26 protein-coding genes are annotated in these 25,857 nt (G+C 64.0%); 16 read left to right on the top strand and 10 right to left on the bottom strand.

The annotated features are described in order from the left end of the window. Positions 1–84 precede the first annotated feature (84 nt). The 3 genes from B4400_RS00990 to B4400_RS00980 are packed head-to-tail and all read left to right on the top strand — an operon-like array spanning position 85 to position 2,863. The gene (locus B4400_RS00990) at positions 85–1,410 is read left to right on the top strand and encodes a purine-cytosine permease family protein (RefSeq protein ID WP_078308820.1); all 1,326 of its coding nucleotides are present in this window, start codon (positions 85–87) and stop codon (positions 1,408–1,410) included. Further along, a complete protein-coding gene (gene biuH, locus B4400_RS00985; RefSeq protein ID WP_078308821.1) occupies positions 1,407–2,084 on the top strand; it encodes a biuret amidohydrolase in 678 nt (225 codons plus the stop codon). Before B4400_RS00990 ends, biuH begins: the two co-directional genes overlap by 4 nt. Before the next feature lie 59 nt (positions 2,085–2,143). Continuing rightward, the gene (locus tag B4400_RS00980; protein WP_078294326.1) at positions 2,144–2,863 is read left to right on the top strand and encodes a DUF2275 domain-containing protein; all 720 of its coding nucleotides are present in this window, start codon (positions 2,144–2,146) and stop codon (positions 2,861–2,863) included. On the opposite strand, the gene B4400_RS00975 is transcribed toward B4400_RS00980, so the two are convergent. Next, on the bottom strand, positions 2,852–4,261 hold the full coding sequence (locus B4400_RS00975) for a PepSY-associated TM helix domain-containing protein (RefSeq protein WP_078308822.1): 1,410 nt from the start codon (positions 4,259–4,261) through the stop codon (positions 2,852–2,854). The two genes, B4400_RS00980 and B4400_RS00975, sit on opposite strands and share 12 nt — an antisense overlap. Before the next feature lie 76 nt (positions 4,262–4,337). Between B4400_RS00975 and sigC the strand changes: the two genes are divergently transcribed. Continuing rightward, positions 4,338–4,889, top strand: a complete 552-nt coding sequence (gene sigC, locus B4400_RS00970) for an RNA polymerase sigma factor SigC (protein ID WP_078308823.1) — start codon at positions 4,338–4,340, stop codon at positions 4,887–4,889. Here the strand turns inward: sigC and B4400_RS00965 are convergent. Continuing rightward, positions 4,886–5,377 (bottom strand): SRPBCC family protein, encoded by a 492-nt coding sequence (locus tag B4400_RS00965; protein ID WP_078308824.1) that lies wholly within the window; start codon positions 5,375–5,377, stop codon positions 4,886–4,888. The two genes, sigC and B4400_RS00965, sit on opposite strands and share 4 nt — an antisense overlap. Positions 5,378–5,409: 32 nt before the next feature. Between B4400_RS00965 and B4400_RS00960 the strand changes: the two genes are divergently transcribed. Further along, positions 5,410–6,426, top strand: coding sequence for an LLM class flavin-dependent oxidoreductase (locus B4400_RS00960; RefSeq protein ID WP_078309010.1), 1,017 nt, complete (start codon positions 5,410–5,412; stop codon positions 6,424–6,426). Here the strand turns inward: B4400_RS00960 and B4400_RS00955 are convergent. Further along, complete coding sequence (locus tag B4400_RS00955; protein ID WP_078308825.1) at positions 6,423–7,085, bottom strand: NAD(P)H-binding protein; 663 nt, start codon at positions 7,083–7,085, stop codon at positions 6,423–6,425. The genes B4400_RS00960 and B4400_RS00955 overlap by 4 nt on opposite strands. Positions 7,086–7,260: 175 nt before the next feature. On the opposite strand from B4400_RS00955, the gene B4400_RS00950 reads away from it, so the two are divergent. The 3 genes from B4400_RS00950 (at position 7,261) to B4400_RS00940 (ending at position 9,710) form a co-directional block, all read left to right on the top strand. Next, complete coding sequence (locus tag B4400_RS00950) at positions 7,261–8,070, top strand: SDR family oxidoreductase (RefSeq protein ID WP_078309011.1); 810 nt, start codon at positions 7,261–7,263, stop codon at positions 8,068–8,070. 52 nt (positions 8,071–8,122) lie between these two features. Beyond that, positions 8,123–9,115 carry a CobW family GTP-binding protein gene (locus tag B4400_RS00945; RefSeq protein WP_078308826.1) on the top strand — a complete coding sequence of 331 codons (993 nt, stop codon included), beginning with the start codon at positions 8,123–8,125 and terminating at the stop codon, positions 9,113–9,115. A gap of 145 nt (positions 9,116–9,260) precedes the next feature. Further along, positions 9,261–9,710: a 2-isopropylmalate synthase gene (locus tag B4400_RS00940; RefSeq protein WP_078308827.1), complete on the top strand. Its 450-nt coding sequence runs from the start codon at positions 9,261–9,263 to the stop codon at positions 9,708–9,710. A gap of 10 nt (positions 9,711–9,720) precedes the next feature. On the opposite strand, the gene B4400_RS00935 is transcribed toward B4400_RS00940, so the two are convergent. Beyond that, positions 9,721–11,199, bottom strand: coding sequence for a cytochrome P450 (locus tag B4400_RS00935; protein ID WP_078308828.1), 1,479 nt, complete (start codon positions 11,197–11,199; stop codon positions 9,721–9,723). Between the two features lie 116 nt (positions 11,200–11,315). Between B4400_RS00935 and B4400_RS00930 the strand changes: the two genes are divergently transcribed. Beyond that, positions 11,316–11,939, top strand: coding sequence for a TetR/AcrR family transcriptional regulator (locus B4400_RS00930; protein WP_078309012.1), 624 nt, complete (start codon positions 11,316–11,318; stop codon positions 11,937–11,939). Here B4400_RS00930 and B4400_RS00925 read toward each other — a convergent pair. Beyond that, positions 11,910–12,785, bottom strand: a complete 876-nt coding sequence (locus B4400_RS00925; RefSeq protein WP_502688368.1) for a DUF4349 domain-containing protein — start codon at positions 12,783–12,785, stop codon at positions 11,910–11,912. The genes B4400_RS00930 and B4400_RS00925 overlap by 30 nt on opposite strands. 137 nt (positions 12,786–12,922) lie before the next feature. Between B4400_RS00925 and B4400_RS00920 the strand changes: the two genes are divergently transcribed. Then, positions 12,923–13,807 (top strand): SDR family oxidoreductase, encoded by an 885-nt coding sequence (locus B4400_RS00920; RefSeq protein ID WP_078308830.1) that lies wholly within the window; start codon positions 12,923–12,925, stop codon positions 13,805–13,807. On the opposite strand, the gene nadE is transcribed toward B4400_RS00920, so the two are convergent. Together nadE and B4400_RS00910 are read right to left on the bottom strand one after the other, a co-directional pair. Then, positions 13,804–14,625, bottom strand: coding sequence for an NAD(+) synthase (gene nadE / locus B4400_RS00915; RefSeq protein ID WP_078308831.1), 822 nt, complete (start codon positions 14,623–14,625; stop codon positions 13,804–13,806). The genes B4400_RS00920 and nadE overlap by 4 nt on opposite strands. A 22-nt stretch (positions 14,626–14,647) precedes the next feature. After that, positions 14,648–15,262 (bottom strand): TetR/AcrR family transcriptional regulator, encoded by a 615-nt coding sequence (locus B4400_RS00910; protein WP_078308832.1) that lies wholly within the window; start codon positions 15,260–15,262, stop codon positions 14,648–14,650. Positions 15,263–15,378: 116 nt separating this feature from the next. Between B4400_RS00910 and B4400_RS00905 the strand changes: the two genes are divergently transcribed. Then, on the top strand, positions 15,379–15,936 hold the full coding sequence (locus B4400_RS00905; protein WP_078308833.1) for an NADPH-dependent FMN reductase: 558 nt from the start codon (positions 15,379–15,381) through the stop codon (positions 15,934–15,936). A 55-nt stretch (positions 15,937–15,991) separates the two neighbouring features. Here B4400_RS00905 and B4400_RS00900 read toward each other — a convergent pair whose 3' ends face one another. Next, positions 15,992–17,308 carry an MFS transporter gene (locus B4400_RS00900; protein WP_078308834.1) on the bottom strand — a complete coding sequence of 439 codons (1,317 nt, stop codon included), beginning with the start codon at positions 17,306–17,308 and terminating at the stop codon, positions 15,992–15,994. Between the two features lie 118 nt (positions 17,309–17,426). On the opposite strand from B4400_RS00900, the gene B4400_RS00895 reads away from it, so the two are divergent. The 5 genes from B4400_RS00895 (at position 17,427) to B4400_RS00870 (ending at position 23,124) form a co-directional block, all read left to right on the top strand. Continuing rightward, positions 17,427–18,227 carry an SDR family oxidoreductase gene (locus tag B4400_RS00895; protein WP_170914898.1) on the top strand — a complete coding sequence of 267 codons (801 nt, stop codon included), beginning with the start codon at positions 17,427–17,429 and terminating at the stop codon, positions 18,225–18,227. 447 nt (positions 18,228–18,674) lie between these two features. After that, positions 18,675–18,917: a redoxin NrdH gene (locus B4400_RS00890; protein WP_043080283.1), complete on the top strand. Its 243-nt coding sequence runs from the start codon at positions 18,675–18,677 to the stop codon at positions 18,915–18,917. Between the two features lie 28 nt (positions 18,918–18,945). After that, positions 18,946–19,386 carry a class Ib ribonucleoside-diphosphate reductase assembly flavoprotein NrdI gene (gene nrdI / locus B4400_RS00885; RefSeq protein ID WP_078294033.1) on the top strand — a complete coding sequence of 147 codons (441 nt, stop codon included), beginning with the start codon at positions 18,946–18,948 and terminating at the stop codon, positions 19,384–19,386. 53 nt (positions 19,387–19,439) lie between these two features. Then, complete coding sequence (gene nrdE, locus B4400_RS00880; RefSeq protein WP_286142032.1) at positions 19,440–21,521, top strand: class 1b ribonucleoside-diphosphate reductase subunit alpha; 2,082 nt, start codon at positions 19,440–19,442, stop codon at positions 21,519–21,521. 1,108 nt (positions 21,522–22,629) lie between these two features. Beyond that, entirely contained in the window at positions 22,630–23,124 is a 495-nt protein-coding gene (locus B4400_RS00870; RefSeq protein WP_078308837.1) for a TspO/MBR family protein, read from the top strand. On the opposite strand, the gene B4400_RS00865 is transcribed toward B4400_RS00870, so the two are convergent. Then, positions 23,121–24,488: a cryptochrome/photolyase family protein gene (locus B4400_RS00865; RefSeq protein WP_078308838.1), complete on the bottom strand. Its 1,368-nt coding sequence runs from the start codon at positions 24,486–24,488 to the stop codon at positions 23,121–23,123. The genes B4400_RS00870 and B4400_RS00865 overlap by 4 nt on opposite strands. Beyond that, on the bottom strand, positions 24,485–25,843 hold the full coding sequence (locus B4400_RS00860) for a TIGR01777 family oxidoreductase (protein WP_078308839.1): 1,359 nt from the start codon (positions 25,841–25,843) through the stop codon (positions 24,485–24,487). Before B4400_RS00860 ends, B4400_RS00865 begins: the two co-directional genes overlap by 4 nt. Positions 25,844–25,857 lie beyond the last annotated feature (14 nt).

Below are 25,857 nucleotides of genomic sequence, written 5' to 3'. Positions count from 1 at the left end.
AGGTACCGGCGCGCGGGGCGTTGTCACGCGCACGTAACCGGTGCGGACTGCACAGGCAACATTGCGTCAGCATCCTGTGCGTCGATGCCCGCAGAAGTCGCTGATCCAGCAGATGTCGACCTAGTTCGCACAGGTGCCCCCGAATCAGGAGCCGCCGAGTACGAGAACGAGCCGGTTCCACCACGCGCGCGGCGGAGCCTGATGTCTGTCGCCGCAGTGTGGCTCGGATTCCCGATGATCCTCACCTGCGCCGTGTTTGGTGGGCTCATTGTCTACTCGCTGGGTTTCTGGCGCGGGATGCTCGCGATTGCCTTGGGCAACGCGGTTCTGACCGGCTACGTCGGCGCATTGAGCTACCTGGCTGGTAAGACGGGAAAGAACTTCGCGCTCACCGCCATCGGGACGTTCGGCCACCGTGGATATCGTGTGGTTTCTGCGTTCTTGGCCACCGTGGTGATCGGCTGGTTCGCGTTCCAGACGGGTCTCACCGGTTCGGTGCTGGCAGGCAGTGCCGGATGGGACGCGCGGTGGACCGCCCTGGCCGCGGGCATCGGCTACGTGGCGGTAACGCTGCTCGGTATCCGTGCGCTCTCGGTGATCGGCCTCATCGCCGCCCCGCTGTATCTGCTGCTGGGTGGGGTGGCAATTGTTCTGGCTCTGCGTCATTCGACGTTCTCGGATGCCTTCGGCTACAGCGGAGGAGCGGGTGCGACCGCGATGAGTATGGGTGCCGCGGTGACGCTGGTGGTTGCCTGCTTCATCGACTCCGGGACCATGACAGCTGACTTCACGCGATGGTCTCGTAGTGGCCGACAAGGATTTTGGGCATCGTGTGCGGCCTTTCCGGTGGGCAACGGCATTGCCATGGTGATCGGTGGAGTGATCGTCGCCCTGGGCGCCGCACATTCACCCGCGACGGACGGTGGCAATTTCCTGGGCGCGCTGATCGATGCCGGCGGCTGGCTGGTGCCGGTATCCATCGTGTTCGTCTTCGTCAACCTCGGATCGGTCTGCACCCATTGTCTGTACAACGGGGCAGTCGGCTGGAGTCAGCTCACCGGCCGCAGGATGCGGTTGCTTGCCGTCCTCTTGGGGTCGGTGGGAGTGCTGTTGGCGGTGCTCGGGGTGTGGTCGCAGTTCGAGCAGTGGCTGACCCTGTTGGGCGTGGTGGTTCCGCCGATAGGGACTGTGCTGATCATTGATCAGTTGGTATTGCCGCGATTCGGCGTCGGTGCCCGCGAATCGGCGATTCGTGGGGAGTCCTTCGGGGCATGGGCGGCGGGCGCGGTGTCGGCGCTGGCCGCCCACCTATGGGCGCCCCAGCTTTCGGATGCTCTCGTGGGAATGGTGAGCGCCGCGCTCGTCTATCTCGCGGCACGCCGTATCGCTCAGCGGGGAGAGGCGGCATGACGGGGCAGGTTGACGCGCAGCCGTACCAATGGCCGTTTGACGGTCCCGTGGATCCCGCACACACCGCTGTGTTGTGCATCGACTGGCAGGTCGACTTCTGCGGTCCCGGTGGGTACGTCGACACCATGGGATATGACCTGTCATTGACGCGCGCGGGTCTGGAACCGACGGCCCGCGTGCTCGCGGCGGCGCGCCCAGCCGGGATGACCATCATCCACACCCGTGAGGGCCATCGGCCGGATCTCTCAGACCTCCCGGCCAACAAACGGTGGCGGTCTGCCCGGATTGGTGCGGAGATAGGTGTGGCGGGGCCCTGTGGGCGAATCCTGGTGCAGGGGGAACCGGGCTGGCAGATTGTGCCGGAGGTCGCCCCGCTGCCAGGTGAACCCGTCATCGACAAACCCGGCAAGGGTGCCTTCTATGCGACTGATCTGGATTTGGTGTTGCGCACCCGCGGCATTCGGTACATCGTGCTGACGGGTATCACGACAGATGTCTGCGTGCACACCACCATGCGCGAGGCGAATGACCGGGGTTTCGAATGCCTCATCCTGTCCGACTGCACCGGTGCGACCGATACCGGAAATCACGCGGCCGCGCTGAAGATGGTGACCATGCAGGGTGGGGTGTTCGGTGCGGTTGCGGACTCGAATCAGCTGCTCGAGGCGCTGTAGGCGCCTGCAGATCAGGGGGTCTTTACACCCAACTTCGCGCGATAGGCGACGATGGAGGGGTGAACTGTCAGGAAGTGCGCGAGCAGCTGTCGGCGTGGGTCGACGGTGAGCAGGCGAGCGTCGCGCGCAAGCGTCTGGATGAGCATGTGCTCTCCTGCGCTTCCTGTCGGGAATGGCTGGGGCGGGCGCGGGGGCTGGACCGTCAGTTCGCCTACGCGCGTTCGGCTCCGACCCACGACCTGGCCGGACAGATCCTGGCTGCTGCGGCCGTCGAACCCCTGACCCGTACGGCCCGCTACGCGCACTGGGCCCGTCACAACATCAACCGGTGTGCACTGGTGCTCATCGGGCTGCTCCAGCTGGGTGTAGCCGGCATGCAGGTCGCCGGAATCGACTTCGGAATGGTGTCCTCGCATCACCACGGCGCGATGACCGGTGCGCACCTCATGAATGAATCCACCGCCTGGGTGGTGGCCCTTGGGGTCGCGATGGTGATCGCCGGTGTCCGTCCCGCCGCGGCGGCCGGTATGGCAACGGTGTTGGGCGCCTTCGCGCTCGTGCTCACCGGATACGTCATCAACGACGCCGTCAATGATCAGGTCACCCTGGCGCGCATCGTCAGCCACTCGCCGGTGCTCCTCGGATTGATCTTCGCGCTACTGGTCCTGCGTGACTACCGGGCTGGACGTACTCCGCCCAATCAGCACCGCGCCGTGTTCCTTGATGAAGTGGCTCCGGGGGAGCGGCATCTGCGCTCCGCGGATAACTCAGCCGCCTGATACCCCGGACTGGCGGCCGGCCACGAACCCCCATACGAGGTCGATGGCGAGGAACACCCCCAGCGAGATTCCCAGCAGCGGTGTGAACCAACCAATCCCGATGACCACCACGGCCAGTGCTATCAGCTCCAGCGGCTTGAGGGCCAGCAGACCACCGCGTCGCGGCGGCACCGGCCAGCGACCACCCTTGGTCGGGCGCCTGCGCCACCACATCAGGTAGCCACGCGTGATGACGGTGATGAGCCCAATCACGATGAGCGCCACCAGTATCTGGTTCGGGATTCCGAACAGGATGCCCATATGGCCGTCGATCGCCCATTCGGTCGACTTCTGCAGCAGTGACCAGTCCGAGAAATTGCTGCGCCCGGTGATCTCCCCGTTGTATGGATTCACCGTGACGGCGTCAAGGTACGTCGGGATGCTGCGCTTGCGCTCCGACACCAGCCAGGCCGTGTTGGCCTCCGGAGGTGGGGTCATCCACAGCGGGCCGCGCAGCCCGGCTTCGCGCACCGCCTGCAGCACCGTGTTGACGCCGGCGAGCGGGTCCCCTGCCGAGGCGGGGGCGGCGCCGTGGTGTTCGTGGCCGGTCATCGGCTTGGCCGCTGTCGGGTCGAGTTCCGTGGACAGCGCCGGCCGGATCGCCTGGGTGATGTTGCCGATGTTGGTGCCGGCATACCGTGACCAGGTGAGCCCGGTCACCGAAAGTGCCAGCAGCCCAACGACTATCCAGACGCCGACGGCGCCATGCCAGGTCAATCTGCGGCGGCGTGGGGTGGCATCGCGATCGGGGACGGCGATCCTGCTCAGCCGCCCGGTGCGTCGGCGATAGCCGATCCACAGGAACAGTCCGCCGAGCGCGACCACCCACAACCAGCTGGCGGCAAGCTCGCTGTAGTTGCGCCCGAATTCGTCCAGATGCAGGTTCCGGTGAAGTTCGTCGAACCAGGCGCGCACCGGCAGCCACTCACCGTACGTGGTCAACGTTCCGCGGATCTCCCCGTTGTAGGGGTCGACGAACACCGTGCGCGAGTAGTCGGCGGGAACATCGGGGTCGTCGGGGACGGCCAGCACCACCCGGGTGGTGTCGTCGGGGAGTGCTGGCGGGCGGATGGACGTCACCGTGCCTGCCGGCTGTGCCGCCGTCGCCGCCGCCACCTGTTGCGACATCGGCAACTGCTGGGATCCGACGGAATCGACCTTGAGCTCGTGCCGGTACACGGCGGCATCGACCTGCCCCACCAGCGCATAGGCGAGCCCGGTCAGCGCTGCGACCAGGAGGAATGGCCCGACGAGGAGCCCCGCATAGAAGTGCAGACGCAGTACGATCGGTGCAAGTCGCCCCCACACGGTGTCGGGCTGGGACTCACGAGCTCCGGGCCGATCCTCGGTATATGTCACGGGATATTGGTCGGATGAACCGGCTAAAGAGTTCCCGCTGTTCACCTCCGAAGGTCTACGACATAGAGTAGGAGTCGTGGCCACCGGCACCGACGACGAGCAGCTGCTTGAGATTGCGCTGTCCGCCGGTCGTGGCGACAAATCCGCCCTCGAATCTCTGGTGAAGGCGACCCAATCCGATGTGTGGCGATTCGTCGCCTACCTGGCCGATACCGGTGTCGCTGACGACCTCACCCAGGAGACGTACCTGAGGGCACTCGGTGCGCTCCCGCGCTTCGCCGGGCGCTCGACGGTGCGCACCTGGCTGCTGTCGATCGCCCGCCGCGTGGTGGCCGACCATATTCGCCACCTGAAGTCCCGGCCGCGTATCGCGCACGGGGCCGATCTGGAAGAAGCCTCGCTGCGACGCCCGACGCACCGGTTCGAGGAGTTGGTAGAGCTCAAGGCACTTCTGGCCGCGCTCGACGATGATCGGCGCGAGGCGCTGGTGCTGACCCAAGTTGTTGGCTTGTCCTACGCGGAGACGGCCGACGTGTGTGGCTGTGCCATCGGCACTATCCGGTCCCGTGTGGCCCGGGCCCGCGACGAGCTCATCGGCTGGGCCGAGCCCGAGAATCTGACCGGCTAGCGCGACAAGCGCTCGGCGATCTCCTGGAGGTTGGCCTCCATCCCCACGCGCCAGTCCTGCAGGCGGCGCGACACGATGCGTGCTTCCTTGTCGGGCATGGCTTCGATGGCCGGTGTCAGTCCCGACGGGCCAGGACCGAGCCGGCCCCACTGCCGGACGATCACTCCGTCGCTCGCCGGCTCCACCTCGAAACCCCAACTCGCCGCGTAGGTGCCGCCCTCGGAGAGCACATTCCACACCCAGCGAGACTCGGGCTCGACCTCGGTGATCACCGATACCGTGTCCCACTGGCTGCCGTCTCCGCCGTTGGTGCCCTTGAATCGCGCGCCGACCGCAACTTTGTCGGCGCCGTCTAGCCACTGGACGTTGATGAGCTCGCCCGTGCAGTAGGTGGGAAAGGCGATATCGGTCACGAGAGCCCAGGCTTCCGGCACAGTCCCCGACATGCGTTGGGACACTTCGATAGTGGGGCAGTCGCGGTATCGCATAGGCTGATCCTACTGAGGTGATGGAGGACCGGATGCGTATTGGTGTGACGATCGAGCCGAGGTTGCCGGGCGCCGCCGACTTCGCGCGCCGCGCGGAGCGGCTGGGTGTCGCCTCGCTCTGGGTGCCCGAGGTGTGGGGGTACGACGCCCTCACGGGCCTTGCCTACCTGGCCGCCCGTACCGAGACCATTGGGCTGGGAACCTTCGTGGTTCAGCTGGGGTCGCGATCGCCGGCGATGCTGGCGACGTCGGCGCTGAGCATTCAACAGCTCTCCGGCGGACGCTTCATCCTGGGTGTGGGAGCCTCCGGACCGCAGGTGATGGAGGGGTGGCATGGTGTGCGCTTCAGTAGGCCGGTGCGGACCACGCGGGAGACCATCGACATCGTCCGGATGGTGGCACGTGGGGAGCGGCTCCAGTACGAGGGCGAGGTATACACGCTGCCGTTGCCGGGGAGCGCAGGAAAACCCTTGCGGCCCATGGTGGCGCCGCAGAATGTGCCCATCTACGTCGCGGCCATGGGGCCGGCGAACCTGGCGCTCACCGGTGAGCTCGCGGACGGCTGGCTCGGCAACTCCTTCATCCCGGAGCTGGCCGAAGTGTTCCTCGGCCCCATCCGTGACGCCGCCGTGGCCGCCGGACGGAAGCTGGAGGACATTGACCTGGTGGCGCCGGTTGCTCTCGAATTCGCCGACACCGCAACCGATGCCGCTGCCGCAATCAGGCGCCATGCCGCTGGATACGCGTTCACCATTGGCGCCATGGGGGTCTCTGGGCGAAACTTCTACAACGAGGCGTTCACCCGACTCGGCTACGGCGATGGTGTCCGCGCGGTTGAATCCTTGTGGCGCACAGGAGATCGTGACGCCGCCCGCGGGGCCGTGCCCGACGATCTGGGGCGCCTCACCAACCTCGTCGGAACCGATGAGATGATCGGCGAGCGGCTGGAACGCTATCGCGCCGCGGGGATCTCGACGCTGCTGGTCAAGCTTGACACCCCATTCGACGAGCAGCTACGCGCGCTCGATCGTCTCTTCGCTCTGCTCTAGAGCACGCGTACCGCGCTGGTGATCGGGGTGGCGCCCTCGGTGAGGAACAGGATGTCGTGCACCGTGTTCGGCGCGGTGAGTAGTTCGGCAGTCACTGCCGCGACATCGGCACGGGGAACTGATCCCCGTTCAATCCTACTGGCCGACAAGGCAACCAATCCGGTCGGATCCTGGTCGGTGAGTAGACCGGGACGCAGAATGGTCCAATCCAGGCCGCCGCGAGCACGCAGGTCCTCCTCGGCGGCCGTCTTGGCGATCACGTAGGCGATCCACGACTCGTCCCCGTCCGTTGGTACGGGTTCACCGGCGCCGAAGGCACTGATCTGAATGAACCGGCGCACCCGTGCCTGTTCCGCGGCGTCGGCGAGCAGGACGGCGGCGGCACGGTCCACGGTGTCCTTGCGCGCCGGCCCGCTGCCCGGTCCCGCTCCCGCCGCGAAGACGGCGGCATCGGCCCCCTCCAGGGCGCCGGCGACCGTTCTCACGTCGGCAGATTCCAGGTCGAGAACCCGTGGTTGCCCGCCCCATGCCCGAACATCGTCCGCATGGTCGGGATTGCGAATCAGGGCGACGGCGTCATCACCACGCGCCGCGAGCAGACGGATCAGGTGCGCGGCGATCTGCCCGTGGCCACCGGCGACGACGACTTTCTGCGGCATGGTGTGTTCCTCTCGTAAGCCCACGACCGATAACGGTGGCGGTAGTGCGGACATTCCCGCTCAGGGGACTTCTCACAACAGATGCTTGTTAGCTGTCAACAATCTCTTGTTGGCCGGAACGTCTGATATCTCGCTACGCTCGGTCTTTGCTGGCTGACTTCTAGAGGGAGTGGACATGGTCGAGATCCCCGGGGCAATTGATCCGGTCCAACCGTATCGTCCGCAGGAATGGCCGCTGGCGGGGAAGGTGGCTGTGATCACCGGGGCGTCGGCGAACATGGGTGCGGCACTTGCCCGGACGCTGGCCCATGATGGCGCCCGGATCGTGGTGCACTACCGCAGCGATAACAAGGCGGAGCAGGCGGCCGAGGTCGTTCGGCAGATCGAGGAGGCCGGCGGCGAGGCGGTCAGCTTCCAGGCCGACCTTGCGGTTCCCGAGAACTGCACCAAGCTCGCCGACGCCACTTTCGCGGCATTCGGGCGCTGGGACATCCTGATCAACACCGCGGGCATGATCGTGCGGAAACCTTTGGCGGATATCACCGAGGACGAATACGACGGCGTGTTCAACGCCAACGCCAAGACGGTGTTCTTCATGATGCGTGAGGCAGCGCGCCGGATGGCCGACGACGGCCGGATTCTGAGCTTCGTCACCACCATGGTGGGGGCGCTGGCGCCCACCTATAGCGCCTATGCCGGATCCAAGGCCCCCGTGGAGCACTTCACCAAGGCGCTCGCCAAAGAGGTTGGCGGCCGCGGAATAACGGTCAACTGCATCGCGCCTGGGCCTCTGCAAACGAGCTTCTTCTATCCGGCGGAGTCCGATGACAACATCGCCTGGCTGGAGTCGATGAGCATCAACGGCAAGATCGGTCGCGGCGACGACATTCTGCCCGTGGCCAGGCTGCTGGTTCTTCCGGAATCGGGGTGGACGACCGCCCAGACCATCTTCGTCAACGGCGGCATCATCTCCACCATCAACTAGTCGCCGGCCTTACCTACACTGGTGGCGTGCGGAGAAGTGTCGAGGACCCAGCTTGATCCCGGTCACCATCGTCTCCGGTTTCCTGGGCGCCGGTAAGACGACGCTGCTGAACAACCTGTTGCGCAACACCCTGGGTGTGCGAATCGGTGTAGTAGTCAACGACTTCGGGGCCATCAACATCGACGCCATGCTGGTCGCCGGTCAGGTTGACTCGACCATGACGATGTCCAACGGATGCCTGTGCTGCACCGCTGACGACGATGAACTCGGTGGCATGCTGACCGCTCTCGCGGGCCGCGATATCGACGCCATTGTCATCGAGGCGAGCGGCCTGGCTGAGCCGTTGCCGCTGGTGCGCATGGTGCTGGCGGCGGCGGCCGAGGACAACCGGATCGGCTACGGGGGACTGGTCACCGTCGTCGACACCGCCCAGTACGAGGACGTCGCGGAACGGCATCCGGAGATCGCCCAGCATCTGACCCTGGCGGATCTGGTGGTTCTCAACAAGATTGACCTGGCCGACGCCGCGGATCGCACCCACCTGCGCGCCGTCGTCAAGGAACGCAACCCGCGCGCGTCGATCGTGGAGACCAGCGGTGCCGATGTCGACCCCCGGCTGCTGTTCGACAAGAAGGAGCGCCCGGCGCCGATAGGTCAGCTCTCACTGGAGGACCTCATCCGCGAGGATCACAGCCACCATCAGCATGCGCATCACCACTACGAGACGGTCGAGTTCGCGACCGAGCATGCTCTGCATCCCCGGCGCCTCATCGAATTCCTGGACAGTCAGCCCGCCGGCGTGTACCGGATCAAGGGGGTGGCGCGGATCGGTGACAAGACACTCGCGGTGCACACCGTGGGCGATCACATCACCATCGACAAGGCGCCCAAGCGGACGGGGCTGCCACAGGGGGCGAATTTCGTGCTCATCGGTACGCACCTGGACGGCGACAGCATCACCGAGCGTCTGCACGCTCTCGTCGACGATCCGCCGGATCCCGACCATGAGCGATCGATGGTGGTCCTGGGAAAGTATTTGCGCTAATCAGACGCCGCGTCTAGTGTTGGTTCTCGTGCAGCGTCTTCTCGTAGTAGCAACCCGCAGCGGGGTCTGATCCAGACCGACCCCTCGCTGTGGGTCGAAGCTACTACCTGTCGGTCACTTTCCACATCAGATGAAAGACCGGCACATGCATTCCTCAACAACAATTTTCCCGCAGATCGATCCGTTCATGGACCGCTTCGGCGTCCCACTGCCGCGCGGTTTGCGCGAAGAGGCCGGTGACATGTCCTGGGCCTCGTTCTGTCAGACGTACGAGCGCGGCGGCGGTTCCCTGAGGCTGGGCCAATGGTCCGAGGCCGACGGGATCTACCGGGCCACGCTCGCGATCGGTGAGTGCATCGAATCGTCGACGGCCGCCGCGTGCGGACCCATGGCAGCGCTGACCGCCATGCTGTCCGAGCGGGGGATACGGATGGAAACGCTCAGCTTCCATCAGCTGCGCGACGGCGATCAGACGTGCACTTTTGTGCGCGGCACCAACGGCACTGGCACCGCCTGGGCGATGGGCCGTGCGCACGATGCCACGACCTCGTCGCTCAAGGCGGTCACTGCCTGCGCTAACCGTCTGGGTTGCTAACCTCGCGTGCTCAGTGCAAGGGGCGCAGGACGATGGGCATGCCGTCGATCGGCAGCGGCATGCCGGCATAGTCCCACTTGGCCTCGTAGCTGGGATGAGTCAGCTCAAACCGGTACTGCCGCAACAGTCGGTGCATGATCGCTTTGATCTCCAGCTGGCCGAACACCATGCCGATGCACTTGTGCGCACCCCCGCCGAACGGCGAGAACGCATACCGATGGCGTTTGTGCTCGTTTCGCGGTTCGGCGAAGCGGTCGGGATCGAACTTGTCCGGGTCCGTCCACAATTCGGGTAGCCGGTGGTTCATGCCGGGCCAGATGTTGATCATCGTTCCGGCCGGGATGTGGAACCCGAGCAGATCGGTATCGCGCACCGCGGAGCGGATATTGAAGGGCAGTGGCGTGACGAGGCGCAACGCCTCATTCATCACCAGATCGAGGCTCTCCAGCTTCTCGAGCGCGTCGATGTCCAGCGGGCCGTCGCCGAGACGGTCCGACTCCTCCCGAACCCGTTCTTGCCATTCGGGATTCGCGGCCAGGTAGTAGGCCATCGTCGTGGTTGTCGACGTGGTGGTGTCGTGCGCGGCCATCATCAGGAAAATCATGTGGTTGACGATGTCGGTATCGGTGAAGGCGTCGCCCTCGTCCGTCTCGGCGTGGCACAACGCCGTCAACATGTCGGCACCCGATTCCTTGCGGCGGGCAATACCCACCCGTTCGGCAAAGTACTCCTCGAGCAGCTTGCGCCCCTGTAGTCCCTGCCACCATTTGAAGGGAGGCACGCCGAAGCGGAAGATGGCTCCACCGGCACGGGTGGTCGCGACGAACGCCTTGTTGACCTTGTCGAGCCGCTCATGTTGAGCATGTGGCTCATTGCCCATGAACACCACCGAGGCCACATCCAGGGTCAGCTCCTTGATGGCCGGGTAGAACAGGAACCGGCGGTCGTTGGTGGGCCACTGGGCGACGATCTCGGTTGCCACTGAATCGATCTGCTCCACATAGCCGGCTAGGCGGCTGCGCAGAAACGCCTGCTGCATGATCAGACGGTGCTCGCGGTGCTCCTGGAAGTCCAGCAGCATCAGTCCCCGGCTGAAGAAGGGGCCGATGACGGGGACCCAGCCCTGCTGCGAGAAGTCCTTGTTCGCATTGCTGAACACCGCCTGGGTGGCGTCGGGGCCCAGCGCGGCGACGATCTTGCCAATGGGGGTCTGTGACCAGCTCACCGGGCCGCGCTCCTGATACATGTTGAGCACCCAGTCGATTCCCCCGCGGAACATCTCGATCATGTGCCCGAGCATCGGCAGGCCCTGGTCACCCATCACGGGCTTCAGGCCGCTTCCGGGTGGCGGCGGCGCCAGTTCGGTCAGTGGCCAGTCGCGATTGTTGAGGTAGTTCTCGACGTATCCCATACCCGGAAGGGTGTTCATGGTGGGAAGACGTCGTTTGGCCTGGTCGATGAGGTAATCGGTGCTGCTGATCGTCGCCATTGGGCGTGGCTCCTTCGCTCGCGACTAGCACTTCGGTGTGCTCTAGATCATCTTCGCCGCAGAACTTGACGGGTGTCAAGTTCTGTTCATGCGGTGTTTCGGTGCAAACTGTGCAGGTGGTCAGTCCAGCGCGCAGTGGCACGCAGACCCGTGGTGATCGTCAGCGCGACGCGATCATGACGGCTGTTGCCGAGCTGATCGCGGAAAACCACAGTTTTGCCGAGCTGTCCGTCAGCGCGATCAGTGAGCGGGCCGGCGTCGGCCGATCAGGGTTCTACTTCTATTTCGACAGCAAGTACTCGGTGCTCGCGCAGATGGTTGGCGACGCCTTCGCGGAGCTCGACGAGCTCACGCACTACTTCGCGCCGCGTGGCGAGGAGGAGACTCCCGAACAGTTCGCCAACCGCATGGTGGGCAGTGCCGCGGCCTCCTTCGCGCATAACGACCCGTTGATGAAGGCGTGTCAGGAGGCGCGGATCACCGATCCGACAATCGCCGGTCTGCTCGACGACCTCACCGACGTTGTGATCGAGAAGATCCTCAAGATCGCCGAGATCGAAGTGAATGAACGTGGTGCCCAACCGATCTCAGACGATCTGCCAGCTTTGGTGCGGTCACTGGTGGCGTTGACCGCGTCGACGGTGTCGGGCGATAGCTCATTCGTCGGGCGTAACACCGATCCCGCTCGGGCGCTTGGGGTTATCGAGACCCTATGGCGTGTCAGCCTTTTGGGTCGATAGCTCAGTCGCCTCGGATCGGCGCTGCCGCACCACCCGGCGAACGCCGTAACCGATTCCGCCGAGGACTGCGCACACGCCGAGCCAGGGGAGTAGCAGTCCGAACAGCAACAGCACGTTGTTGCCCGCCGCGACGAGCCCATCCCAGCCACGCTCGATCTGTCCGAAGAACCCTTGGTACTTGGGCGGTGTCGGCGGCAGGCCCACTTCTTCGGCGAGGAACGTGACGGTGACCGAGCTGTAGGCGACTTGTTCTCCGAGCTGGTTGCGTTGTGCCCGCAGACTATCGAGGTCGGCTTGACGCTTGGACAACTCGGTTTCGGCCTGGATCAGGGCCTCGGTGTCCTTGGAATCGCGCATGATCCCCAGGAGTCTGTCGACGGAGGTCTGCAGCGCCGCGATTCTGGCGTCCAGATCGACCCGCTGCGCAGTCACGTCATCGCTCTTGGTGTCGGCGGACTTGACCTTGCCCAGCTCCTTGAGATCGCGAAGAACGCCGTCAAGCTTGGCGGCGGGTACTCGCAGCACGATGGCTGTGTGTGCACGGCCGGATCCAGATCCCGCATCCTCCGAGCGGCTCTCCACCCGGCCATTGGCCGATTCGGCGAACCCGGCCGCCTTGTCGGCAGCTTCGGAAGGATTGGGCACGACGATCGTCATGGTCCCGGTCTTGACGATGTCCCGTTTGGCCTCCGTCGGCGGGCCGTATTGCGGGGCCTGTTGCATCGAGTCGCGCATGGGGGCCGCCGGAGCCTGGGTGTAGGTGGAGGCGGCGGGGGCGGCGGGAGCGTCGTCTGCGCCCCGCGAAAGGCGGGACGAGGTTCCGCCCGCGCATGCCGTGGCGGCTATCAGCACTACTGCAATTGTAGTTGCCCAAGGTAACCAACCGCGGCGAGATTGCGTGCTATCAATCGTCATATTCCGAAGGTACCGTTTGCTATTGGACCGCGCAGAAATTTAAGAATGACGGCCGGTACGGTTCAGTAATGGCATACGACTTCACCGGTAAGCGATGCTTCGTCACCGGGGCCGCCAGCGGGATCGGACGGGCCACCGCGCTGCGTCTGGGGCGCGAGGGCGCCGAGCTGTTTTTGACCGATCGGGCCGCGGACGGACTCGAGTCCGTGGTCGAGGAGATCACGGCCGCCGGAGGGAAGGTCAGCGCCTACCGGGCGCTCGATATCTCCGATTATGACGCCGTCGCAGCCTTCGCGGCCGACATTCTGGAGACACATCCGAGCATGGATGTTCTGCTCAATATCGCGGGGATATCCGTATGGGGATCCGTAGACAGGCTTTCCCATCAGCAGTGGCGCTCGGTGGTCGATATCAACCTGATGGGGCCCATCCACGTCATCGAGAGTCTTGTGCCCGCGATGATCAAGGCGCGTAACGGTGGTCAGATCGTGAACGTGTCGTCGGCGGCGGGCCTGGTGGCTCTGCCATGGCATGCCGCTTACAGCGCCAGCAAGTACGGGCTGCGTGGCGTCTCAGAGGTACTGCGCTTCGATCTGGCTCGTTACAAGATCGGCGTCACCGTGGTGGTGCCGGGCGCCGTCAACACTCCGCTGGTGCGCACCGTCGACATCGCCGGCGTGGACCGCGACAACCCCGATGTCAGTAAGTGGGTGAACCGGTTCGTGGGGCATGCCACCTCGCCCGAGAAGGTGGCCGACCGGATCCTGCACGGCATCCGCCACAACCGTTACCTCGTCTACACGGGGGTCGATATCCGCGCGCTCTATCTGTTCAAACGCACGCTGTGGTGGCCGTACAGCGTCGCGATGCGGCTCGTCAATCACGCCTTCACCAACGCGCTGCGTCCCGGATTTCAGAAGTCCGGGACGAATCCGCCGTCGACGGACTCTTAGCGCCACCAGCCGTCGAACGGGGTGACCGGGACGGTGCGCTTGTGCCGGGTCTGCAGGTACCAGCGTTCGATACGGTCGGCGGCCTCGACGGTGACCGCCTTGCCCTCCAGGTAATCGTCGATCTGTGCGTACGTGACGCCGAGTGCGACCTCGTCGGGGAGCGCGGGCCGGTCATCTTCCAGGTCGGCGGTGGGCACCTTGTGCGAGATGCTCTCCGGAGCGCCCAGGTGGGAAAGAAGTTGTGCACCTTGACGTTTGGTGAGTCCCGTGAGCGGGGTGACATCGACGCCACCATCGCCGAACTTGGTGAAGAATCCCGTGACGGCCTCGGCGGCGTGGTCGGTGCCGACCACGAGCAGCCGGTGCTGACCGGCGACGGCGTATTGGACGACCATGCGTTCCCGGGCCTTGATGTTGCCGCGCACGAAGTCCGACGGTGTCTCGCTGAGTGCGTCGGCCACCGCATGCACCGCGGCATCCGAGGCGTCTTTGACGTTGATGACGATGGAGCGGTCGGGGTCGATAAACCTCAGGGCCACTTGGGCATCGTTCTCGTCGGCCTGTACGCCGTAGGGCAGCCGCACCGCGATGAACTCGGCCTCCGTCCCTTCGAGTCGTGACTCCTGCGCCGCCAGCTGGCACAGCCGCCCGGCCAGGGCGCTGTCTTGTCCGCCGGAGATGCCGAGGACGAATCCCGCTGTCCCGCTGACTCTTAGGTAGTCCTTGAGGAACCCCACCCGTCGCGACACCTCGGCGGCCGGATCGATCGTGGGAGAGACGTCGAGGGCGGACCGGATCTCTTCGCGAAGGGTGCTCATTGCCCGACTGTAGAACGCTCGGTCAGCGTGCGCACACCTTGCACACCAGGTCCTCCCACGCGTCGCCGAGCCCAGTCAGTGTCTGGCCGTTGGCGTTGGTGGCGAAGTGCACGTAGCCGGGATCGATGATCGACATCAGGGCATGGGTCTGTGCGTCGAGGTCGCCGGTGCATTCGAGCTGGGCCAGCAGCATCCGGATGTGTGCGCGGACGAGCAGGGTGGGCGGTGCGTTGTGCCAGGCGTCGGCATCGGCGGTGGTGGCGCGTGCCAGGTCGAGGTGCCGTTCCAGGAAGGCGAGCCGGGCTCGTCCGAATGCGATGAGCCGGGTCAGCGGAGGTGCATCGGGACCCAGGGGCGCCGGCCCGAACATGAATGCCTGCTGCTCAATGTGTTCTTCGTGGTCGAGCAGTGCCAGCAGCAGTCCGGTGCGGCTGCCGAATCGGCGGAAGAGGGTCCCCTTGCCCACGCCTGCCGCGTTGGCGACGGCATCCATGGACATGTTGTCCGGACCGACTTCGTCGAGAATCTGTCGTGCGGCTTCCAAGAGGCGAACGCGGTTGCGCGTGGCGACGGCACGTTCCCGGGTGGGATTCTGCGCAAGGTCGACAGAAAGCAGGGGTATTTCTTGACCAGGCATAACACCTCGATACTAGCGCCGGGGAAATATACGGACCGCAGTCCGTATTGTAGAACGTGACAGAGAAGAAGGACGTAGGCGCGACAAACGTGCCGTTCTGATGAAAGGTGTTCCCCATGGCCGAGAAAGTGGCAGAGAAGAACGTGCTGGCAATTGTCGGAAGCCTGCGTAAGGCATCGCTCAATCGGCAGCTAGCGGAGGCCGCCGTGGAAAACGCGCCGGCCGGTGTAAGCGTGAACATCTTTGAGGGTCTGGCCGAACTGCCGCACTACAACGAGGATATTGATGGCGACAACGCCCCCGCGCCGGTGGAGTCGCTGCGCGCCGCCGTCGCCGGTGCGGATGCGGTCCTGCTGGTCAGCCCCGAGAACAACGGCACTGTGTCGAGCGCATTGAAGAACGCACTCGACTGGTTGTCTCGCCCATTCGGCAGCAGCGTGTTCAAGGGCAAGCCCACCGTCGTCATTGGAACGTCGGCTGGTAGGTACGGCGGCATCTGGGCGATCGACGACACCCGCAAGGTGGCCTCCATCGCGACGGCCAACGTCCTCGATGACATCAAGCTCGCGGTCCCGGCCTCGGCGTTCGATGGCAAGCACCCACGGGAGCACGCGGAGACGGTTGCCGAGCTGACCAAGGCGCTGGACGCGTTGACGTCCGCTTCGCACAGCTGATTTGTAGGGTCGAGGGACGGTCATGCCTCGTACCTGCCGGGCATGACCGTTCTCGTTACTGGCTAGTTGATCCGGCCCATGTTTCTTTCATGGCGGAGACCGAGGCGACGCTGATGGCACAAATCACCAGCAGCATCAGGCCGACGGCCCAGCTGCCCAGAGTGCTCTGCAGCGGGCCGGCGATCAATGGCGGGATGGCGCCTCCGAACACCCCGGCCACGTTGAACGCCACGCCGGTGCCGCTGTAGCGGGTGCCCACCGGATAGGACTCTGGAAGGAAGCTCGCCATAGGTCCGAATGCGAGCCCGAACAGCACATAGGTGAGCACCATGGCTGCCAGGTAGGCCCAGAATGGCCCACTGGCCAACAGGGGGGCGACCAGTAGCGTCCACGGGAGTATCAGCGCCATGCTGGTCAAGATCACCCGGCGCCGGCCTAGTCGGTCGCTGAGGATTCCGCCCACAGCAGCGGACACCATGAGGACCACGGCCCCGAGCACGCCGGCGGTGAGTATGGCCGCGCGGGAGAAGTGCAACTCCGATCTCGCGAATCCGGGGAAGTAGGTATTGGTCATGAAGGACAGCGTGAAGATGATCAGCATGGTCCCGCAGGTCAGTACCAGGGTGCGAGGGCTCTCCGTCATCACATGCCGCAGCGGCGATTTCACCAGCCTGTCCTGAGCTTTCGCCTGCGCGAACTCTGGTGTCTCGGCGATGTGGAGGCGGATGTACAGCCCGACCGCCACCAGGAGCCCGCTGGCGATGAAGGGCACTCGCCATCCCCACGACAGGAATGCCGGGCTGTCTTCCCCGACCGTGATGCTGACGATGAGGAAGACCAGACTGCTGAGCAGGAGCCCGGTCGAGCTCCCGATCGGCACCGCCGTCGCGGCGCGGCCGCGGACGCTGCTTGGCGAGTACTCGGAGGAGAGCAGTGCCGCCCCGCTCCATTCGCCGCCGACCGCAATGCCTTGCACGAGTCGTAGCAAGACAATGGCCGTCGGCGCGGCCGCTCCGATCGAGGCGGCGCCGGGAACCAGGCCAACCGCCATGGTGGCGAGCCCCATGGTGATCAGCGTGACCACCAGGGTGCCCTTGCGGCTGAAGCGATCCCCGTAGTGGCCGAACAGGGCGGCGCCGACCGGCCGGGCCAGAAATGCGGTGCTGAAGGTGGCGATGGACGCGAACAGTGCCAGGGAATGGCTGAGATTCGGGAAGAAGACAGCGGGGAAGACGAGTGCGGCCGCCGTGCCATAGATATAGAAGTCGTAGAACTCGATGGCAGAACCGACCGCGCTGGCCATGAACACTCTGCGGGGGCTGACGTCTCCGCCCGTCACGTGCTGCTGTGGCTCCGCGGGGGACGACGTCATCGCGGGGCGATCTGACTCGGTTCCATGCGTGGCAGCTTAGGGCGCACTGCCGTTGTGCTGGGAACCTACGAGTCTCACGAGCGCGAGACTGTCGGTCATGCCCGGTAGCTTGCCGGGCATGACCGTTCTCGTCACTGGCGCCACCGGGAACATCGGCCGGAAGGTCGTGGATCATCTCGTTGCCTTGGGTGTCGGCGATATTCGAGCCTTGACCACCTCGCCGGAGAAGGCGGCACTGCCGGAGGGGGTGACGCCGGTCCTCGGATATCTGGGCAATCCCGAGAGTCTCGCGGGGGTGTTCGACGGCGTCGAACGGATGTACTTGGCGCCGCTGCCGTCCACGGCCGTGGCCGTGCTGGAGTTGGCGCACGCCGCCGGGGTGGGGCATGTGGTGGCGCTGGCGGGGGATGCGTCGTGGTGGGCCGAGCAGGCCGCGGCCGTCGAGAACAGCGGCGTCGGCTGGACGCAGCTCGGTCCGGGGGAGTTCATGGAGAACTATGCGATGTGGGCCGAACAGATCAACCGCACCGGGGCGGTCCACGAACCGGAGCGCCACGCGGCCCAATCGCCCATCGCCATGGATGACATCGCGCGGGTGGCCGCAGCGGTTCTTTGTTCGGGCGATGAGCACCTGGGTAAGAGGTATCCGATTACCGGTCCCGAGACGGTGACCCGTCAGCAGCTGGTGCAGACCATCGCCGATGTGGCGGGCCTGGATGTGCGCTACGTGATCAGTTCAGCCGAAGAGGCGGTACGCGAGCTGAGGCCGACGATGGGAGATCGTGCCCAGTGGTACATCGAGACCCTGACCGACCCTGATTTCGAACAGCCGGCGAACACCTTGGTGGCCGATCTGACCGGGTACCCGGGTACCACTTTCGCGCGGTGGGTGGCCGACAACGTGGGACTCTTCCGCTAGATCGGAATCTGTCCCCAGATTCGTCCACAGAACTCCACAGTTTCCACAGACTCACCGGGCTACAGGGTTTGCCCGGTGGCGGGTGATCTGCTAGCCGGTATCGGTGCCCGGTGGTGGACACCACATGTGGTCCAGCCACCGCCCGGGGCCCGGACACGCCGCGAATACGACACGCCCACATTTCGAGGGTGAGAGGTCTCACGACCAGGGAATTTCATGAATGTTGTTCAGAACATCTTGTATAGGTTCCGATTGTCGGACACTAGGTGTAGTGTCTGGAACACCGAAAGGCCGGGAATCAATCCGGGCCGCCCGGCCCGGATTCCCGCCAGATCTTCTGGCTGATCCTGGCGCTCAGCCACCACGGGCGACACGGAATTTTCCGGGGTGCTGGACTGCTGAAAACTTTGTTGAGACGTACACGATCGATTCGCTGAGGAGCTACGCATGAGCATCACCGTCTACACCAAACCCGCCTGCGTACAGTGCAACGCGACGTACAAGGCCCTCGACAAGCAGGGCATTGAGTACAGCGTCGTGGACATCACCGAGGTTCCCGAGGCGCGCGATTACGTGATGGCACTCGGCTACCTGCAGGCGCCCGTGGTCGTGGCCGGTGACGATCACTGGTCGGGTTTCCGCCCGGACCGCATCAAGGCGCTCGCTGGCGCAGTCGCAGTCTCTGCCTAATAAGTAGTAAGTAGTACGGGAGCCGGGCATGGCCCATCTGGTCTATTTCTCCAGCGTGTCGGAGAACACCCACCGCTTCGTTCAGAAGCTGGGTGTTCCCGCTACCCGGATCCCGCTGCGTGGTGACATCGAGGTTGACGACCCCTATGTCTTGGTCGTGCCGACGTACGGCGGTGGACATCCAGTTCCCGGTCAGGCCGGGGGATACGTCCCCAAGCAGGTCGTGAAATTTCTCAACAACGAACACAACCGGTCCCTGATCCGCGGGGTCATCGCGGCCGGGAACACCAATTTCGGTGCGGAGTACTGCTACGCCGGCAAGGTCATCTCGGCCAAGTGCGACGTGCCGTATCTGTACCGCTTTGAACTCATGGGCACCGTAGAAGACGTGCAGCAGGTGCTCTCTGGACTCGACGAATTTTGGAAGGACACACCGTGGCGCCAACCGCGACAACTGCAGAACCTGTGACCTCTGCGCACGGCTCGGCTCACGGCGAGCTGGACTATCACGCCCTCAACGCCATGCTCAATCTTTATGACGCAGACGGCAAGATCCAGTTCGACATGGATGCCGCGGCGGCACGGCAGTACTTCCTGCAGCACGTCAACCAGAACACGGTCTTCTTCCACAATCAGGACGAGAAGCTCGACTACCTGATCGAGAAGGAGTACTACGAGCGCGAGGTACTTGATCAGTACTCGCGCAACTTCGTGAAGTCGCTGCTGGACCGGGCGTTCGCCAAGAAGTTCCGGTTCCCGACCTTCCTGGGCGCCTTCAAGTACTACACCTCTTACACGCTGAAGACCTTTGACGGAAAGCGCTACCTGGAGCGTTTCGAAGACCGTGTGGTCATGGTGGCGCTGACGCTGGCCTCGGGGGACACCACGCTGGCCGAGAAGCTCGTCGACGAGATCATCGACGGACGTTTCCAGCCGGCCACCCCCACCTTCCTCAACTCGGGCAAGAAGCAGCGCGGCGAGCCGGTGTCCTGCTTCCTGCTGCGCATCGAAGACAACATGGAGTCCATCGGGCGCTCCATCAACTCGGCGCTGCAGCTGTCCAAGCGCGGTGGCGGTGTGGCCCTGCTGCTCACCAACATTCGCGAGCACGGCGCGCCGATCAAGAACATCGAGAACCAGAGCTCGGGTGTCATCCCGATCATGAAACTGCTGGAAGACTCGTTCTCTTACGCCAACCAGCTGGGTGCTCGTCAGGGCGCCGGGGCCGTGTACCTGCACGCGCATCACCCGGACATCTTCCGTTTTTTGGATACCAAGCGGGAGAACGCCGATGAGAAGATCCGTATCAAGACGCTGTCGCTGGGCGTGGTGATTCCGGACATCACCTTCGAGCTGGCGAAGAAGAACGAGGACATGTACCTGTTCTCGCCGTACGATGTCGAGCGCACGTACGGCGTGCCGTTCGCCGATATCAACGTCACCGAAAAGTATTACGAGATGGTCGATAACGGCCAGATCCGCAAGACGAAGATCAAGGCGCGCGAGTTCTTCCAGACCCTCGCCGAGCTGCAGTTCGAGTCGGGTTACCCGTACATCATGTACGAGGACACTGTGAACCGGGCCAACCCCATCGAGGGCAAGATCACCCATTCGAACCTGTGCTCGGAGATCCTGCAGGTGTCGACGCCCTCGCTGTTCAACGATGACTTGTCGTACGCCAAGGTGGGCAAGGACATTTCGTGCAACCTAGGCTCGCTGAACATCGCCAAGACGATGGACTCCCCGGATTTCGCGCAGACCATCGAGGTGTCGATTCGCGCGCTGACCGCGGTGTCGGATCAGACACACATCTGGTCGGTGCCCTCGATCGAGCAGGGCAACAACGACTCTCACGCCATCGGCCTGGGGCAGATGAACCTGCACGGCTACCTGGCTCGCGAGCGGATCTACTACGGCTCCGAAGAGGGCGTGGACTTCACCAACATCTACTTCTACACGGTGCTGTACCACGCGCTGAAGGCGTCGAATCGTATTGCCATCGAGCGCGGCAAGAGCTTCGGTGGCTTCGAGAGGTCGAAGTACGCCAGCGGCGAGTTCTTCGATAAGTACACCGAGCAGGTGTGGGAACCGGCGACCGACAAGGTGCGGCAGCTCTTTGCCGATGCCGGGATTCGCATTCCGACACAGGATGATTGGCAGCGGTTGAAGGAGTCGGTGCAGCAGCACGGCATCTACAACCAGAACCTGCAGGCGGTGCCGCCGACCGGGTCGATCTCCTACATCAACCACTCGACGTCATCGATCCACCCGGTGGCCTCGAAGATCGAGATCCGCAAGGAAGGCAAGATCGGGCGCGCGTACTACCCGGCGCCGTACCTGACGAACGACAACCTGGAGTACTACCAGGACGCGTACGAGATCGGGTACGAGAAGATCATCGACACCTATGCCGCGGCGACTCAGCACGTGGATCAGGGCCTGTCGTTGACGCTGTTCTTCAAGGACACCGCCAGCACACGCGACGTGAACAAGGCGCAGATCTACGCCTGGCGCAAGGGAATCAAGACGCTGTACTACATCCGGCTACGGCAGATGGCGCTGGAAGGCACCGAGGTCGAGGGCTGCGTTTCCTGCATGCTGTGAGGTTCTTTTGGTAAAGACCGAGAGAGGGGGCTGCGGCTCTAAGGGCCGGTTCAGCACCAGTTGTCCCTCCGGCACCTCGGGGTGGGGGCTCTCCCGTTGGCGCGCCGCCGGGAATTCTCGAGACGATTCCGCACCAAATAGTTCCCAATGACCATGAAATTGCCAATGACATCATTGGTGGGTCGGGTAACTTCGAAGTGGAGGACCCGTAATGAGGATCGAAACGCCTCTGACTGCAAGGGAATCAGCGGAGGTAGAGATGGCCTATGAGAGTCTTACGCCGGGTCAAAAGGTCCTAATCGAAGGTATGGGCGATTGGGTGGAACTTGCCCTTGTTCACTGGCATGTACAGCAATCAGACCCCAAAGCGCCCCTTAGCGCAGTCCAGCGCAACACTCTCGCACTGATCCGTTCACTTACGGATGATGGGCTTTTCGAACTAGGCTCGTATCCTCAGAGCGCGTCAGGATTTGTCCGGGCCTCTGACACCGAAGGTACATTGGGCCAGATTGCAGACGCATACGTTAACCACTTTGCTGACGGCGAGTGGGAGCGTAGATGGTTGCTCAATATCACTCCTAAGGGCGAGCAGATTGCCCAGCCTTTTATGGAGGCATACCGACGTGAGTGGGACGCGCAATCTACTGAGTAGGGCTTGATCACGCGCTGGTAATCGGCCGTCAGCTTGTTGCCACACAATAAGCGGACTTTGGTTCGCCGCTGCGACGATGATTGCCGCCACGGCGATCCGCGGGCTCACAGACGATTCCCCATGTTGGCGCGCGCGATCGAAGAGTTCGACGTCGTGCGTTTGTGAAGAGCGGCTCTGCCATCGCACGGATTCTTCGCGCCGTCGGAGTGGAGTTTTGGCACAGCACCTCTTGGTAGCTCTGGCGTTCGGTGATTAGCCACGGCGGCTTCTCCTCGGGCACCTGATCGATCTGCAGGGGTCGCCTACAAGTACACGTCCAACTTCCTCGCCGCGGTGGCGGGTTTCATGGACTGCGCGTTCGCTCGCGCTCGGGTACGCCTCTGGGTGTTGCCCGCATAGTGAACCTAGATCTGGGCAGAGTGTCACCAACGTGCGAATTCTGTCTACTATGGCGTTATGACTCAAGGGATTTCGCGCCGGTGGCCCAGGGAATGGGCTGGGCTTGCCGTCTCTGCCATGGCGGTGACGATCGCTGCGGGAGTCGGCGGTGTGGCCGTAACGAGTGCTGCGGAAACCTATGGGCGTCTACAACAGCCCGGTTGGGCTCCACCGGCCGCACTGTTTGGTCCCATGTGGACCGTGCTGTATGCGTCGATGGCGGTATCGGCATGGCTGGTGTGGCGGTCACATCCCTCACCAGAGAACCGGCTGCCTCTGGCGGTGTACGGGATACAGCTCGTCCTGAACATGGCGTGGACACCCCTGTTCTTTGGTCTTGGCTGGCGGGGAACGGCATTCATCGAGATCCTCGTGCTGTGGGGATTCATTGCCGCAACGGTGATGCTGTTCTGGCACAGAAGCCGTTGGGCCGCAATCTTGTTGCTTCCCTACTTAGCATGGACGACCTTCGCGGCGGTGCTGAATTTCTCGGTGTGGCAGCTGAATAGCTAGTGGTCTTGCCTGGCCCGGTAACGGTGCAGCGCGATGTTTCTTTCCTCTGCGTGATCGAGGATGGCAGTCGGATATCCGTGAAGGTGGCCGTCGGAGTGCTTCCAGGGCGTGAGGGCTGAGGCGCCGGGCAGGTGCTGTAGTTCCGGGATGTATTTGCGTACGTAATCGCCATTCGGGTCGAACTTTTGTGCCTGAGCCGTCGGATTAAAGACCCGGAAGTACGGGGCGGCATCGGTGCCCGTTCCTGCGACCCATTGCCAGCCGTGTGTATTGGATGCGCTGTCGGCATCGATGAGGTTGTTCATGAAGTGCTTGGCTCCGTGCGGCCACCAGATGTGGAGATCCTTAGTAAGGAAGCTCGCGGTGACCATCCGTACTCGGTTGTGCATCCAACCTTCGGCAAGTAGTTGCCGCATACCTGCATCAACCAATGGGTATCCGGTTGCTCCGCGCTGCCAGGCCGTAAAGCCCTCGCCGGGTTCGGTATAGGACAAATGCGCTAGGGCATCGGTTAAGTCGGCGTGCGCGGAGTGCGGCTGGTGGTAGAGCACGTCGGCGTAGAAGTCTCGCCAGGCCAGCTCCGAGGCGAACTTGGCGGCGTCTTGGCCTGCGATGGGTGCCAGGTCGGCGAGCATGGTGCGAGGATGGATGGCACCGACTTTCAGATAGGGCGAGATCCTGGATGTGGCCTCCAGATCGGCGCGGTCACGACATGCGGCATACCCGGTGAGGTCGTGTGAGAGGAAGTGTTCCCACAGGATGCTGGCCGCTACCTCGCCCGCGGGAGGCATTGTGATGCTGCATCTTTGGGCCAGTTCGGTGAGTGACGACCTGATGGGGGCTGATAGTGCGGACTGGGGAGGCTTTGTCCAGGAAGGTCTCGTTTTCAGGCGGGCGGGGCGCGGCCAGCGGTGTTCGCGCCAAGCGCGTTCGAACGCGGTGAACACCCGGTACGGGGACCCGTCGGATTTGGTGATTCGGCCCGGCGTCACTGCGTAGGGTGAGCCTGTCTCGATCCAGTCCACGCCGATCCTGGCCAGCGCGGCCGATACCGACGTATCCCGGCGCCTACCGAAGGGGGTCGTCTCCCGGGACACGTGCACCTCGGTTGCTCCGATACGTTCAGCGAGCTCTGCAAGGACCTGTTGCGGCGCACCGGAATAGAGGCAGAGCCGCCCGCCGAGTCGGTTATCAAGGTCAAGAACATTGGCGGCAAGCCACGCGTCCCGCGGGCGTGGTGCGCTGCTCAGCAACTGCGGGTCCAGGATGAACACGGCAAGTACATCGCTGCGCGCGGCCGCGGCTTGGAGGGCGGGATTGTCGGCCAACCGCAAGTCGCGGCGGGCCCACCAGATAACGGTCACGAGGGGACATGACTTCCCAAGAGATGACCCAAGGCCGGACCGATGCTGGGAGTCCGGAACGCATATTGGCGGTCCAATAGTGTTGCGGGAGAGACACACTGACTTGCCATCGCGAGCTCTTCGGCTCCCTCGCGTCCCAGCAGCAGGGCGGGGCCGAAGGCAGGTACGGGTATGACCGCGGGACGGTGGACTGCCTGGGCCAGCGCGCGCGTGTAGTCGACGTTGCGGACCACGCCGGGTGCCACGGCGTTAACGGGGCCCGATAGTGAAAGGTCCCATAGGCAGCGGTGATAGATGTCCACCAGATCGTCGATGCCGATCCAGGGCAACCACTGGGTACCGGAGCCCAGGCGCCCGCCGAGGCCAGCCCGGAAAAGCGGGAGCAGAAGCTTGAGAGTTCCGCCGCGGGGTGACTGAACAATGCCGGTGCGGACAGTGACAACCCGGGTCCCAGCACTCTTGCCTGCTAACGCCGCTTGCTCCCAACGAGCGACCACGTCGGAAAGGAAGTCTGCCGTCGACGGGGGCGGGCTTGTCTCGGTGAGTGTTTCGTCGTCTCGGCTCTTTCCGTAGTACCCGACCGCCGAGGCGCTGACGAAGGTGCCGACACCTGCGGATGCGGCAGCTCGGGAAAGTAGCCGAGTGGGCTCGATTCGGCTCGAGGCAATGAGCTCTTTGTGCCGCTGGGTGAAGCGTCCGGCGATAGTGGTACCCGCCAGATGGATGACGGCATCGACGCCTTCCAGTGCGGCCGGGTCCGGATCTTCTGGTTCCCAATTCCGGTCGGTGCGGTGGATCGGCTCCCCGCGGACCAGGCGGATCACGCGGTGTCCACCCGTGCTCAGGAATGCGGCAAGTGCGGTACCCACGAGGCCGGATGCGCCGGTGATTGCCACTGTCGATGCGTTCATTCCATGGTCGGCGGCCCTGCGGTGGGCGGCCAGATCTCCGGTGAGCTGCCGGTGACGATATGCGATGAGTTCGGCGAGAAACCGCCCTGGAATGGGGGTCTCGATGATGTCGCGTACCCGAGTCCTGCTAGCGGAAATTGGCTCGAACTCATGGATATGCCGCCAGGGCAACAAACCACTGACCGCCGACCGCAGTCCCGCCGCGACCCCTTCGTCGACGAATCGTCGGCCGGGCAGGAATGCGTCCTGCTCGTGCCGGGAGACCCAGCGCAGACCTCCTGGTAGGTCCAGTACGGCAGTCCCGTCGCAGAGCGAGGCCGCCTCGGAACGCAGTTCGACCGGCGCCCACGGTGCGGCCAAGCGGCTGAACGCGCCCGGCCTGGAATACCAGGCGAACACGTCCTCGACGGGCGCGTCGACAATCACCGAACCACTGACACCCATAGGTCTCCGATCAT

It is taken from the genome of Mycobacterium sp. D16Q13, from assembly GCF_002013375.1.
Taxonomy (GTDB): Bacteria; Actinomycetota; Actinomycetes; order Mycobacteriales; family Mycobacteriaceae; genus Mycobacterium.
Note: the sequence above shows the minus strand (reverse complement) of the source record. Positions and strands in the feature narration are given on the sequence as shown.